The organism is Hyphomonas oceanitis (assembly GCF_036964545.1).
In the GTDB taxonomy this organism is placed as follows: Bacteria; Pseudomonadota; Alphaproteobacteria; order Caulobacterales; family Hyphomonadaceae; genus Hyphomonas; species Hyphomonas oceanitis.
In genome coordinates, this window is record NZ_JBALTL010000003.1 from 334,972 (window position 1) to 348,145 (window position 13,174).

14 protein-coding genes are annotated in these 13,174 nt (G+C 61.9%); 13 read left to right on the forward strand and 1 reads right to left on the reverse strand.

The genetic code is table 11. The annotated features are described in order from the left end of the window. Positions 1–4: 4 nt before the first annotated feature. The 12 genes from V7651_RS10860 to V7651_RS10915 all read left to right on the forward strand — a co-directional run bounded on the left by V7651_RS10860 (position 5) and on the right by V7651_RS10915 (position 10,671). Positions 5–772, forward strand: coding sequence for a lysophospholipid acyltransferase family protein (locus V7651_RS10860; RefSeq protein WP_035536684.1), 768 nt, complete (start codon positions 5–7; stop codon positions 770–772). After that, the gene (locus V7651_RS10865) at positions 769–1,815 is read left to right on the forward strand and encodes a DUF2125 domain-containing protein (protein WP_335590150.1); all 1,047 of its coding nucleotides are present in this window, start codon (positions 769–771) and stop codon (positions 1,813–1,815) included. The genes V7651_RS10860 and V7651_RS10865 overlap by 4 nt, the downstream gene beginning before the upstream one ends. Next, the gene (locus V7651_RS10870) at positions 1,812–2,447 is read left to right on the forward strand and encodes a DNA-3-methyladenine glycosylase family protein (RefSeq protein WP_335590149.1); all 636 of its coding nucleotides are present in this window, start codon (positions 1,812–1,814) and stop codon (positions 2,445–2,447) included. The genes V7651_RS10865 and V7651_RS10870 overlap by 4 nt, the downstream gene beginning before the upstream one ends. Before the next feature lie 134 nt (positions 2,448–2,581). Further along, positions 2,582–3,145 carry an HNH endonuclease gene (locus V7651_RS10875; RefSeq protein ID WP_034736881.1) on the forward strand — a complete coding sequence of 188 codons (564 nt, stop codon included), beginning with the start codon at positions 2,582–2,584 and terminating at the stop codon, positions 3,143–3,145. Positions 3,146–3,219: 74 nt separating this feature from the next. Further along, on the forward strand, positions 3,220–4,035 hold the full coding sequence (locus tag V7651_RS10880; protein ID WP_335613202.1) for a UDP-2,3-diacylglucosamine diphosphatase: 816 nt from the start codon (positions 3,220–3,222) through the stop codon (positions 4,033–4,035). Between the two features lie 68 nt (positions 4,036–4,103). Next, positions 4,104–4,664, forward strand: coding sequence for a DUF1993 family protein (locus V7651_RS10885; RefSeq protein ID WP_335590147.1), 561 nt, complete (start codon positions 4,104–4,106; stop codon positions 4,662–4,664). 429 nt (positions 4,665–5,093) lie between these two features. Continuing rightward, a complete protein-coding gene (locus V7651_RS10890; RefSeq protein WP_335590146.1) occupies positions 5,094–5,963 on the forward strand; it encodes a restriction endonuclease in 870 nt (289 codons plus the stop codon). A 49-nt stretch (positions 5,964–6,012) separates the two neighbouring features. After that, positions 6,013–8,724 (forward strand): helicase-related protein, encoded by a 2,712-nt coding sequence (locus V7651_RS10895; protein ID WP_335590145.1) that lies wholly within the window; start codon positions 6,013–6,015, stop codon positions 8,722–8,724. After that, complete coding sequence (locus V7651_RS10900) at positions 8,721–9,008, forward strand: RNA-binding S4 domain-containing protein (protein ID WP_335590144.1); 288 nt, start codon at positions 8,721–8,723, stop codon at positions 9,006–9,008. Before V7651_RS10895 ends, V7651_RS10900 begins: the two co-directional genes overlap by 4 nt. Further along, positions 9,005–9,451, forward strand: coding sequence for a tellurite resistance TerB family protein (locus V7651_RS10905; protein ID WP_335613203.1), 447 nt, complete (start codon positions 9,005–9,007; stop codon positions 9,449–9,451). Before V7651_RS10900 ends, V7651_RS10905 begins: the two co-directional genes overlap by 4 nt. A gap of 97 nt (positions 9,452–9,548) precedes the next feature. After that, positions 9,549–9,890, forward strand: coding sequence for a ferredoxin FdxA (gene fdxA, locus V7651_RS10910; protein WP_034736510.1), 342 nt, complete (start codon positions 9,549–9,551; stop codon positions 9,888–9,890). 247 nt (positions 9,891–10,137) lie between these two features. Beyond that, positions 10,138–10,671, forward strand: coding sequence for a CarD family transcriptional regulator (locus V7651_RS10915; RefSeq protein WP_035536694.1), 534 nt, complete (start codon positions 10,138–10,140; stop codon positions 10,669–10,671). Between the two features lie 73 nt (positions 10,672–10,744). Here V7651_RS10915 and V7651_RS10920 read toward each other — a convergent pair whose 3' ends face one another. Continuing rightward, the gene (locus V7651_RS10920; RefSeq protein WP_335590142.1) at positions 10,745–12,313 is read right to left on the reverse strand and encodes a long-chain-fatty-acid--CoA ligase; all 1,569 of its coding nucleotides are present in this window, start codon (positions 12,311–12,313) and stop codon (positions 10,745–10,747) included. A 219-nt stretch (positions 12,314–12,532) separates the two neighbouring features. Here V7651_RS10920 and V7651_RS10925 point away from each other — a divergent pair, with 219 nt between their 5' ends. After that, positions 12,533–13,120 carry a DUF998 domain-containing protein gene (locus V7651_RS10925; RefSeq protein WP_156950395.1) on the forward strand — a complete coding sequence of 196 codons (588 nt, stop codon included), beginning with the start codon at positions 12,533–12,535 and terminating at the stop codon, positions 13,118–13,120. Positions 13,121–13,174 lie beyond the last annotated feature (54 nt).

A 13,174-nucleotide genomic window follows, 5' to 3' on the forward strand; every position in this document is an offset into this window, starting at 1 on the left:
GTCCATGATGCAGCTGCGCTCCCTTCTCTTTGTCGCCTATCTCTATGGCATGATGGCCCTGATGGGCACGGTGTTCATCATCGCGCTCTTCCTGCCGCGTGTTGTCATCATGCGGGGCATCCGGATTTACGCGCAGTCGCTGCGCTGGGGCATGAAAGTGATCTGCGGCATCGAGACCGAATTCCGCGGCCTCGAAAACATCCCTGATGGCCCGTTCATGTATGCCGGCAAGCACCAGTGCATGTTCGACATCTTCGTGCCCTTCATCGTGGTGCGCGACAGCCTGATCATCATGAAGCGGGAGCTGCTCTGGTATCCCTTCCTCGGCTGGTATGCCCTCAAAAGCGACATGATCCCGATCGACCGGGCCGGCAGCACCAAAACGCTGCGCTCCATGGTGAAGCAGGCCAAGGCGAAAGTCCCAACGGGGCAGGGGCGTCAGGTCGTTATCTTCCCGGAAGGCACACGCAGCGCGCCGGGTGCGCCGCCGCATTATCATGCCGCTGGCGTCGTTGCGCTCTACAAGGCGCTGGACGTGCCTGTGCTTCCGGTGGCCACCAATGCCGGGCTTTGCTGGCCCGCCCACGGAACGCGGCGCCGCCCGGGCCGTATCGTCTACGAATTCCTGCCTGTCATCCCGGCGGGGTTGGACCGGAAGACGTTGATGAAGCGCCTTGAAAGCGACATAGAAACCGCCACGGATAGACTTTTGACCGAGGGGCTCGCCATTCAGGGCCGCACGCGACTGGACGAGGATATGCAGCCCACATGAGCAATTACTGGAATGACCCGGGCCTCGTGCAGCCTGTCGAAGAACGCCGCCGCTCGCGCTTCTGGCTGTTCTTCCCCTTCCTGCTGCTCTTCGCGCTGATCGGCGCCTATTCGGCCTATTGGGTCTATGCGCGCGGCGAAATCGAGCACGGCGTCGACGAATGGGTCGCGGCCGAGCGGGCGCGCGGCGCCATCGTCGACTATGAATCGCGCGAGATTGGCGGTTATCCGTTCCGCTTCGCGCTTGAATTCACCAAGCCGCACTACCAGCCGCCCAACATGGCCAGCTGGCAGGGTGAGCAATTGCAGGTCGTCATGCAGCCCTGGGACTGGCACCACCTCATCGCCCGCTCGCCGGGCCGCAATCTGGTGACGGATGTGCTCGGCATTCGTCACACGTTCGACATTGACGGCAAATCGGCCGCCAGCCTCTCATGGACAGAGGCCGGGCTGCACCGCGCCGCGCTCTCCCTCAACGATGTGTCAGCCCTGATCGACGGTCACGCCTACACGGCCAAGGCCTTCTCGCTGAACCTCGCCCCGCGCCCGGAAAATGCCGACGATCTTCTGGTCGCAATGCAATGGGACGCGCTCACAATTGATGCCGCGCCTGTGCAGGCGCCATGGCTCGGCACCGATCTGCAGGCAAGCCGCGTCATCGCCGAGATTCACAATTTCTATCCAGCCTGGGTCAGCAGCGGCGGCAAGCTCGACAAGCTGTACGATGCGTATCTTGAACTGGGCGGCGGCGTGGAACTGGGGCAGTTATTGCTGAACTGGGGTCCGCTGCATTTCGGCGCCAAGGGCACGCTGACCGTGGAAAACGAGCTGGTGAACGGATCGTTCGGTGTTCGTATCGACGATCCCGAGGGTCTGAAGGCTGCGCTCAAGGCCGCCAATTGCTGGCGTCTTCAGGAACAGGCCACCGTCGCGACGCTGGAAACGGCCTCGGCCAATGACGGCTTCCTGATGTTCACGGTCGAGAACAATCAGGTCAAGATTGGCGCAATCGTGGTCGGCCAGATACCGGTCCCCGCCCCATGACAGGCCCGTCGCAGGCAAGGCTAACCGCCGCCTGCGAGACGCTGTCGCGCGCTGACCCCGCCCTCGCCCGCGCCTATGCCGAAACCGGCCTGCCGGTCTGGCGGGAGGCTGCGCCTAGCTATGCGACGCTCGCCCGCATGATCTCGCACCAGCAAATCTCGCTCAGCGCAGCGGGTGCCATCTGGGCCCGCACCGAAACGCTGTTCGGCGACGTCACCGCCGAAGCCGTCCTCGCCGCTGATCCGGAAGCCCTGCGCGCCTGCGGCCAGTCTCGCCCAAAGGTCGCCCACCTCATTTCCATCGCCGAATCGCTCGTCACCGGCCAGCTTAACCTCGCCCGCGTCTGCGCTGCGCCCCTGGACGAAGCACGCCGCGAACTCCTCGCTGTGCGGGGCATCGGCCCATGGACGGCGGAATTGTTCCTGCTTTATGCCACTGGCGCGATGGACGCTTTCCCGGTCGGCGACGTTGGCCTGATGGAGGCGCACAAGCTGCTCTCGGCCCACGAAACCCGCATGGATATCAAGGCCTTCACGGCCCACGCTGAAAGCTGGCGGCCCAATCGCGGCGTCGCCGCGCACCTGCTCTGGGCCTGGCTGCACGCACACCGCGCGAAACAGGCCCGTCCGTGACCGGTTGCAATCATCCCTGACTGTCATAATCTCATGACATGAATCGCCTATCAGACGGGCGAGCGTGCAAAGGAGTGCTGCCTTCAGCGGGTTCAAACAGGTTACCAGTCTTCTCGTGCCGCATGGGGGTCACCATGGCTGAGATCATTTCTGCGCCGCCCCATGGCCGGCCTGCCCTCGTTCTGAATGCCGACTTCAGGCCCCTGTCCTATTACCCGCTATCGCTGTGGCCGTGGCAGGAAGTGGTGAAAGCCGTCTTCCTCGACCGCGTCGATATCATTGCCGAATACGATTATGTCGTGCGCAGCCCCTCAACCGAGTTCCGCCTGCCCAGCGTCATCGCCCTGCGCGACTTCGTGCGACAGGACAGGCCGCCGGCCTTCACGCGCTTCAACGTGTTCCTGCGCGACGGTTTCGCTTGCGCCTATTGCGGCACGCACGAGAACCTCACCTTCGATCACGTCGTCCCGCGCTCCAAGGGTGGCCGCACGACATGGGAGAACATCGTCGCCGCCTGCAGCCCCTGCAATTTGCGCAAGGGCGGCAAGCTGCTGCGCGACTGCGACGTCCACCTGCAGCACAAGCCCTTCCGCCCGAACAATTACCAGCTGCAGGAAATCGGCCGCAAATTCCCGCCCCACCACCTGCATGATACGTGGATGGACTATCTCTACTGGGACGTCGAACTGGAAAGCTAGGCGCTGCTACCGTCACAAAACTGCAGCCTTTCCGTCACAAAAGCCTTTTCAAATCAGCGTATGGCCAAATTGTAATGACCCAGGCCACGCCCAAATACCGCGCGATTTTCATCTCCGATGTCCACCTTGGCTCGCGCGGCAGTCAGGCTGAGGCCCTCTGTGCCTTCCTCAAGCTGAACACGAGCGCGCATCTCTACCTCGTTGGCGACATCATCGATGGCTGGCGCCTCAAGAAGAAATGGTACTGGCCGCAGGCGCACACCAACGCCATCCGCCGTATCCTGACGGCGGCCAAGCGCGGCACAGACGTCACCTATATCATCGGCAACCATGACGAGTTCCTGCGCGCCTTCATGCATTTCCGGCTGAACTTCGGCGACATCCACGTCAAGAACCGCGCCGTCCACCAGGGCGAGGACGGCAAGCGCTACCTCGTCGTCCATGGTGACATGTTCGACGGCATGATGCGTGCCGACCGCAAATGGATCATGCACCTTGGCGACCACGCCTATAATGTCCTGCTCTGGGTCAACACGAACCTGAACAGCGTGCGCCGCCTGTTCGGCCTGCCTTACTGGTCGCTGTCGGCAGCCCTGAAAAAGCGCACCAAGCGCGCCCTCAACTATATCCACAATTTCGAAGACCACGTCGCCGCCTATTGCCGCCGCAAGGGCTATGACGGCGCCATCTGCGGCCACATCCATGTCGCCGAGATGCGCGACATTGACGGCATCACCTACATGAATGATGGCGACTGGGTCGAAAGCTGCACGGCCCTCGTCGAACACCATGACGGCCGCTGGGAACTGCTCGACTGCCGCCCGGATTCGGTGCGCACAACCGTGCCCGTGGTCAAAGCCGCGCCCGTCGGCGAGCTGGAACTGGCCTGAGACCCCTTGGCGAGCGTTGCCTGCGTTGCTAGCACAGCGCCCATCGGCCACCAGAACAAGGCACTCCCATGACGCCCACCGCGCTATTGATCCCCACCTACAAGCAGATGCTTCAGGCGCTCGCCCTCTGGCTCCGCAAGGCCGAGGCGCAGGTCGAAGACGCCGACGCGCTGCTGGCCGCCCGCCTCGCGCCGGACATGTTCCCCCTGTCGACCCAGATCCGCTTCGCCTGCCGCCAGGCCTATGAAGGTGTCTACCGCCTCCGGCATGAGCCGTTTCCCGCCGCCATCGACGTGCTGCTCGACGAAGGCCGCAATGCCGGCGACCATTCCGGCACGATGGCCGAAGCGCTGGCCCGCGTGGACGAGGCGCTCGTCTTCCTGGACACGCTCGCGCCCGATGCACTGGACGCAGGCGCCGGCCAGCCCCTTGAGCTGGAACTGCCCATGGGCCTCACGTTCGACCTCGAAGGCGAAGGCTACGCCCGCGACTGGGCGCTCTCGCAATTCTACTTCCACCTGATGATCGCCTACGCGATCCTGCGAAACCAGCGCGTCGACCTCGGCAAGGCCGACTACGTCCAGCACATGTTCGCCTTCCTCCGCCCCGGCACAGCCCCGGCGGGCTGAGGACGCCCCCGCTTCCGAACCGAACCTTCAATATTTATCTCGCAGCCTCAAAAGCCCCCTCCACCCCTTCGGGGCACCTCCCCCGTAAACAGGGGAGGAAAACCGCCCCCTTATCCTCCCCCGCCTGCGGGGGAGGTGGCTGGCCGCAAAGCGGCCAGACGGAGGGGGCTTCTCAGACCTCAAATGATCTCCCTGCTGCACCGCCAGCAGACCCCCACCTAACCTCCCCCTTGCAGGGGTGGGGGTCTGCCAACCCCACCAACCCAAATTCCCGTGTCCCCTGCGCAGGCAGGGGCGGCTTCCGGACTAGGCCACTGGCTGCTCGTGCGCTGGAGCCGGGCCAATAGTAATTGGCTACATGAATTTTTGACTCCGCGAATCACTTCGACCCGGCTATGTTCTTGGCTGAAAAGAGGTTTTGTTTGAATCATGGCTTCTGCGGCCAAGCTCAAAACTATGGACTTTGACCTTCTCAATGACATCTTTGAGATGTGGCAGGGCTATGTGATGAATTTCAGTGATCGGACGTTTTCCGATTTCTTCGATGATGAGCTCGGCATCAATATCGACGATCCTAAATATTCACTCGCAGGCGGGAGCAAAGCTAAGCGTCTTCGTTATTTTTTGCGAGAATCAGAGCCGCAGCTGGTCGCCCGAACATTATTAGCATTAGGAGAGTATCGAGCATCCTACCGGCGCCGCAGCTCGGAACCCGACCCGTTTCCAACTGCACAGCAAGACATCGCGTCCCTGATAGCAAAGCTAGGTGGCTCGCGGACTGCGCAAACAGTAGCTTCGGCGCAGGTTGTATCTGCAGAGGTCGCATCGGCGCTTTCCCAAGAACTGGTAGCATTATCTAAGCAGCTCCCGCACGCGCGAGGCTTTGCGTTTGAGAAATTTCTGAAGTCAGCTTTCGAGGCGCATGGTCTGTCTCCCAGAGGGTCGTTCCGGCTGACTGGCGAACAAATCGACGGCAGTTTTGTAATAAACGGTGAGGTCTATTTGCTCGAAGCAAAGTGGACCAACGACCAAACCGATGCCGCGACATTGAGGTCTTTCAACGCTAAGGTCGAAGATAAAGCCCGGTGGACGCGTGGGCTGTTCATCAGCAACAGCGGCTTTACCGAGCAGGGGCTTCAAGCCTTCGGAAGGGCAAAAAGCATCGTCTGCATGGACGGATACGACCTTTACGAAGTGTTGAATGGCCAACTATCCCTCGGAGAAATCATTGATGCGAAGGCGAGACTAGCCGGTGAGACTGGTAATCCATTCATTCGTGTCCGCGATCTTAGACTATAAGACAGCCCCCGCTTGACTCCTCCCCGCATCCCCCGCACCACCTCGCGCCATGAGTTCCTCCCTCAAGGCCATTCTCGGCCCCACCAATACCGGCAAGACGCATTACGCCATCGAGCGCATGCTGGGCCACGGCACGGGCATGATCGGCCTGCCGCTGCGCCTGCTTGCGCGCGAGGTCTATGACCGCGTTGTCGAGCGCAAGGGCGCGGCCCATGTCGCCCTCATCACGGGCGAAGAACGCATCGTCCCGCCGAACGCGCGCTATTTCATCTGCACCGTGGAATCCATGCCGACAGACACGCGCGCAGACTTTGTCGCCGTGGATGAGATCCAGCTCGCCGAAGATGAAGACCGCGGCCATGTCTTCACGGATCGCATCCTCCACATGCGCGGGGCATCGGAAACCCTGCTGCTCGGCGCAGACACGATGCGCGGCCTGCTGCGCACGCTGAACCTCGGCGTCGAGTCCGAGGCGCGCGAGCGTTTCTCGGAACTCACCTACACAGGCAAGACCAAGATCACCAAGCTGCCCAAGCGCACGGCCATTGTCGCCTTCAGCGCCGAGGAGGTCTACGCCATTGCCGAATTGCTCCGTCGGCAGAAGGGTGGCGCCGCCGTTGTCATGGGCGCGCTCAGCCCGCGCACGCGCAATGCGCAGGTCGCCATGTACCAGTCTGGCGAGGTCGATTACATCGTCGCCACCGATGCCATCGGTATGGGGCTTAACCTTGATGTCGACCGCGTCGTCTTTGCCTCGCGCACCAAGTTTGACGGCCGCCGCCACCGCGCGCTGACCGCTGCCGAGTGTGGCCAGATCGCAGGCCGGGCAGGGCGCTTCCGCACCGATGGCGAATTCGGCGAGACAGGTGACTGCCCGCCCTTCGAGGAAGAGACATGGAAACGTATCGAGCAACACCGCTTCGATCCGGTCGACCATATCCAGTGGCGCAATTCCGCGCTCGATTATGCCTCGCTGAAAACGCTTATCCGCAGTCTTGAGCGCCCGTCCGGCAATCCGGTCCTGATCCACAATCCGAACGCGCTCGATGAATGGGTGCTGCGCCGCATGGCCGAAGATGGCGCCATCGGGCCCAACATCACCGGCCAGGCCCGCGTGCGCCGCCTGTGGGATCTCGCCCGGCTTCCTGACTTTAGGAAGGCTGGCCCCGAAGGCCACGCCCGGCTCGTGCTGGGCCTTGCCGAAACGCTGGCTGATCCTGACGCGCGCCTCTCCGATGCGGGCCTTGAGCGCCGCCTCGATGACCTCAGCGGCACCAGTGGCGGCATCGCAAAATTGCAGCAACAGCTTGCCAATATCCGCACTTGGACCTATGCGGCGCACCGGCCTGACTGGCTGGAAAACCCCGCCAAATGGCAGGATAGAACGCGCGAGATTGAAGACACCCTGTCTGATGCGCTACACACAGCCCTGACCGCACGGTTTGTGGATCGACGAACGACGGCCCTCTTGGCCAGCCTTAAGAAGGAAGATGCCCTCGTGACTGACCTGACGCCGGATGGCGACGTGACCGTAGAAGGCCACCTCGTCGGCCGCCTCAAGGGCCTGACATTCGAGCCCGTGCTCGATGCCCGCACGCTGGAAGGCAAGGCCGTTCGCGGCGCGGCCCTCGCGGCCATCCGCCCGATGCTGGTCGAACGCCTCGGCCAGATTGCCGGTGCGCCCGTCGGCGCGTTCAGCCTGAACGATGAAGGCAATATCGAATTCGGTGGCCACGCCATTGCCCGCCTCACCAAGGGCGGCGACTGGATGAGCCCCGGCGTCGAACTGATCGGTGCCTCCGAAGTTGAGCCCGGCGAGCGCGCTGCCGCCCTGATGCGCGCCTCCGACTGGCTGAAACATGAAATGTCCCGCGTCCTGCCGACGCACTGGAAGCTGCGCCACGAGAAGGCTGGCGATGCGCTCGAAGGCCTTGCGCGCGGTCTCGCCTTCCGCATCCTCGAAAGCGGCGCCTCGGTGGACCTGCGCCAGGACGATCCCTCCGCCCGCCTCACCGGGGAACAGCGCGAAGCCCTCAAGGCCCTCGGCCTGCGCGCTGGCCGCGTCGCGGCCCACGCGCCGGATGCCCAGAAGCCCGCCGCCCAGCGCCTCATCGCCATCCTGCGCGCCGTTCAGGCTGGCTCGCCATTCCCGCTCGCCCCCGAAGGCGCTGGTTCCTTCCCGCTCGACGGCACATGGCCGGAAGAGGCGCTCGCCGCCAATGGCTATCTCCGCTTCGGTCGCCGCGCCGTGCGCGCAGACCTCGCCGAACGTCTCGGCTGGGAAATCGCCAAGCGCCGCAAGGAGGCCGACAAGAACGCCTTCGCCATCCCGATTGATCTTGCCTCCGTCGTTTCCTGCCCGTCCGATGACTGGCCCGCCGTGCTGAAGGGCTTCGGCCTCGCGCCCGCCGAAAAGGACAAGGAGACCGAAGCGGTCCTCCTCTGGCGCTATGCCGCCCGGGCCCGTCCGGACGATAGACCTGCTCCAAAACCACGCGGCGAACGCCCTCAGGGCCGCCAGGGGGCGCCCGGCGGACGGCCAAAGGGCGCCGAACGGTCACGGAATGGTCCGGGAAGTCCCCGGAACGGTCCGCGAAGTGCCCCTCCTGAACGCAAGATGGACCCGGATAGTCCCTTTGCGGCCCTCGCTGCGCTGCTGCCGCCCACCCCGCCCGCGCGGGACAAGGCCAAGCGGAAACGCAAGCCGAAGGGCGCAAAGCCTGCTGCGCCTCCTGCTTTTGCCTACACGCCTTTCCAGTGAACGAGACCGCCAGTGTCAGACTCGATATCTGGCTCTGGCGCGCGCGCTTCTTCAAGACCCGTGGGCTCGCCACCGATCATGTGAAGCGCAAAGGCATCCGCATCTCCCGTGGGGGTCAGACACGTCGTTCCGACAAGCCGGGCCTCGCCATCTCAGTCGGTGATGTTGTCACTTTCGGCCGGGGGGAGCATATAAAAACCATCGAAATCCTGGCCCTCGGCGAAAGACGCGGTCCGGCAGAAGAGGCGCAGGCGCTCTACAAACTTGTGGAAAATGATTTATGATCAAGGCTCTAAGGCGTATGTTCGCCCCCAAGACACCCGCCCTCAAGGCCATGGACCCACAGGTCGCCGCCGCCGCCCTCATGGTCGAAGCCGCCCTCATTGACGGTGTTTACGTCAATATCGAGAGCGACATGATCGCCGAAATCCTGCTCGAAGCCTTCGGTTTTGACGCCGACAAGGCCGATGCAGTCCTGGCAGAAGGGGAGGCTCTGGCCGAAGAAGCCGTTGATTCTTATCAGTTTACCAGGCACGTGAAGAAGCTCGCCATGGTGGAGCGCGTCTCCATCGTCGAAGGGCTCTACCGCGTCGCGCTGTCAGATGGCGAAAAAAGCCCCATCGAAGAGGCCTATATCCGCCAGGTCGCCTCGCTCCTCTATGTCGACGACGTCTCCCGCGCCGGCGCCCGCCAACGCGCAGAAGCGCGCACAGATGGCGCAGCCTGACCTTCGCTAAACACTCAGGCCAGCTTGTCTCATTGACAGAGGGGCATGCTAAGGCCATTTCGCCCGCTGCACACCTGTTCAAGAGGCCCTCCCGCTCATGACCTATATCGTCGTCGATGCCTGCATCCGCTGCAAATACATGGATTGTGTGGAAGTCTGCCCGGTGGACTGCTTCTACGAAGGCGAAAACATGCTCGTCATCCACCCGGACGAGTGCATCGATTGCGGCGTGTGCGAGCCGGAATGCCCCGTCGAGGCGATCAAGCCCGACACGGAAGACGATCCGGACGGCAAGTGGCTGAAGCTCAACAGCGACTTTGCCAAGACCTGGCCCAACATCACCCGCATGAAAGAGCCGCCAGCAGATCGCGAAAAATTTGCGCAGGAAACCGGTAAGCTGGAAAAATATTTCAACCCTGCACCGGGCGAGGGTGACTGATCCCGTCCTGCCGCCCGCGCTGCTGCAATGACTGCAGACAGGCCCAAAGGTTAACGAAGTTCTTGATTTTATTGGCCGGACCTGCCCGGGCGCTATGCCGTACCCTGTTGTAAAACCTGCACGATTGTGATAGTCTTACGACTTGAGCAATAATTGAACCAGAGCTGAAAAGTCTAACCTCAGACCGTAAACAACGGACTGGGCAAAGCCTGTTTGGCTCTGAATGCGTAGAAAAGGGCGATACTTCATGGCTAAAAAAGCAGACACCGCAGCACTTGCATTCGAAGTCGGTCAGAGCGTCGTATATCCTGCGCATGGTGTAGGAAAGATTACCAGCGTCGAAAAACAAACCGTCGCCGGCATGGAACTTGAAGTTTACGTCGTCGCCTTCGATCAGGACAAGATGATCCTGCGCGTCCCGACCAATCGCGCCGAAGCCTCCGGCATGCGCGCCCTCGCTGGCTCCAAGCTGGTTGATGATGCCATGAAAACCCTTGGCGGTCGTGCCCGCGTCAAGCGCACCATGTGGTCGCGTCGCGCCCAGGAATACGAAGCCAAGATCAATTCCGGCGACCTGATCTCGATCGCGGAAGTCGTGCGCGACCTTCACCGCGGCGACGACCAGCCCGAGCAGTCCTATTCCGAGCGCCAGCTGTACGAAAGCGCGCTGGACCGGATGGCCCGTGAACTGGCTGCCGTCGAAAGCATCGACAAGGCAACCGCCATGGAAAAACTGGCCAAGGGCCTCGCCGCCAAGAAAAAAGTGGCTGCGGCCGCCTGATCTTTCTGGCCTTAAGCAATAAAAAAACCCTGCACCATCTGGTGCAGGGTTTTTCTTTGTCTTGCATCCTGCCTTAGCCGATGCGGCGGTCTCGCCCGGCCCAATAGGGTTCGCGCAGGTCCTTGCGCAGGATCTTGCCGGACGGGTTGCGGGGCAGTTCCGTCGCAATGTCGACCGTCTTCGGGCACTTGTAGCTGGCAATCCGCTCCTTGGCCCAAGCGATGATATCTTCCGCTGTCGGCGCCTCGCCAGGCTTTGGCACGATGATCGCTTTCACGCTTTCGCCCCACTTCTCGTCCGGCACGCCGATCACGGCAACGTCGGCCACGCCCGGATGCCCGAAGATCGCGTTCTCCACTTCGGCCGGATAGACGTTCTCGCCGCCCGAAACGATCATGTCCTTCACGCGGTCATGGATGTAGAGGAAGCCATCCTCGTCGAAATAGCCGGCATCGCCCGTGTGGAAGAATCCATTGCGGATCGCATCTTCCGTGGCATCGGCCCGGTTCCAGTAGCCCTTCATCACGAAGCGCGCCTTGATCACGATCTCTCCCACCTCGCCGGTCGGCACGGAATTGCCCTCTCCATCAACGCAGCGCACGACAGCGCCCGGCCATGGCACGCCGCAGCTGCGCAGTTTGCCCCAGGCAGGGTCGTGCGCTTCAGGCGGCAGATAGGTGCCTGCCCCTACGGTCTCTGTCAGGCCATAGAGCTGGGTAAACTTGACGCCCATGATCTCCTTGGCTTCCAGCAGCAGGCTCTCGGCAATCGGCGAGGCGCCATAGGAGACAACCTTCATTGACGAAAAGTCGGTGGTGCCGACATTCGGGTGCTGTGTGAGCATCAGGATCACCGCAGGCACCCAGAAGGCATAGGCAATCTTCTGCTCTGCCACGAGCTTCAGGATCACGGTCGGGTCAATGTCGCGCAGGACGACGGCTTTCGCGCCCTGCGCTGCCGTCAGTATCCCGACATTGACGCCCGCAACGTGGAACAGGGGCATCGCGTTCATGACGGCCTCACCAGCGCCATAGGCGGCCCAGTCGAGCGTCTGGGCCTGCTCCAGCAGGACCCGATAATTCTCATTGGTCAGCTGGACGCCTTTCGGGCGCCCGGTCGTGCCGGACGTGTAGAGCTGGATCACGTCATCATCGGCAAGCGGGGCGCGGTCTGGCGCGCTATCTGGCTTGGCGTTGCGCCAACTCGGGTAATAATCCCAGTCCTCACGGTCGCCATCGATGGTGATGATGCGCTGAAGGTCCGGCAGCTGATCGCGAATCTGGTCGATAATGGCGTAGAAATCCTTGCCGACGAACAAGACCTTTGCAGCCGCGTCAGACAGGATGAACTGGATTTCAGGGGCGGCGAGCCGCGTGTTGACGCCGGTCATAACGGCGCGCGCCTTGGCGCAGCCGAAGAGCATCTCGTAATAGACGTCCGTGTTCTTTGCCAGGTAGGCGACCCTGTCTCCCGGCTCAACGCCCAGGCTGATCAGACCATTGGCCACCTGATTGGTCCGCGTTTCCAGTTCGGCGAAGGTCGTTGACGCATTCTCAAACCAGTAGGCAATATTGTCTGGTACGCGTGTCGCCTGCACGCGCGGGATGTCTGCAATGAATGGCATCGCCTCTACGTCGATCATGGTTTCCTCCGGTAATCTTTTGTTTCAGGAATGAACTTAAGGGTTTCAGGAGAAGAGTCAGCTAGTGATTATATATAATAGGCAGGACTGTTTCGGGGGAGCGCAGCGCTGAGAAGCGCGCAAAGAAAGGTGAGGGGGTCCGGCTTGGCTACGGACAGGCAAGGTCACACTCTGATAGATGAGAAACTGGCGGCGAGGGCCGGGATCTTCTCAGCTGTCATGTTCACGATCATTCTGGTCGGGCAAAGCATGATGCATCCGGAATATAGTCAGGTCAGTGAATTGATCGGGGCGCTCGGGTCCTATTCGAATGGCTGGATCCAGGTCGTCAGCACTGCCGTTACCGGAGCGGCGATGTTTGTATTTGCGCTAGGTCTTTGCATGACGCCTCTGAAGGGCTTCGGATCACGGGCGGGCCCCGTTCTTCTGGCCGTCGCCGCAGTGGGCGTCATCTTGTCTGGTCTTTTCCCTTCGCAGCGCATTTCGAGCGACTATGCCATAACGCCCGGTCATGCGGCCGGGGCGATGATCGCGTTTCTGGTCCAGCCTGCAGGGCTGATCTTGTGTTCCCTGGCCTTCTTCCGTTCAGCCGTATTCCGAAAGGCTGCTTTGAAGGTCCTGTCTGCAGGGCTGGTCACGGCGGCGCTATCGATCACACTGATACTTTACGCTGTGCCTGAAGACGGTTCCCTGCATGCCTATCAGGGCCTTATACAGCGGCTGATTGTGCTGTTGTGGCTGATGGCTGTCATCTGCATCAGTGGGCGCCTTCTGGACGTGTCGAGGCGGTCTGCTGTGCCCGCCTGACCGCTGTCGATGTCGGCTGCGGGGCTTGCCGTTTGCCTGTGTTTACGGCACCTA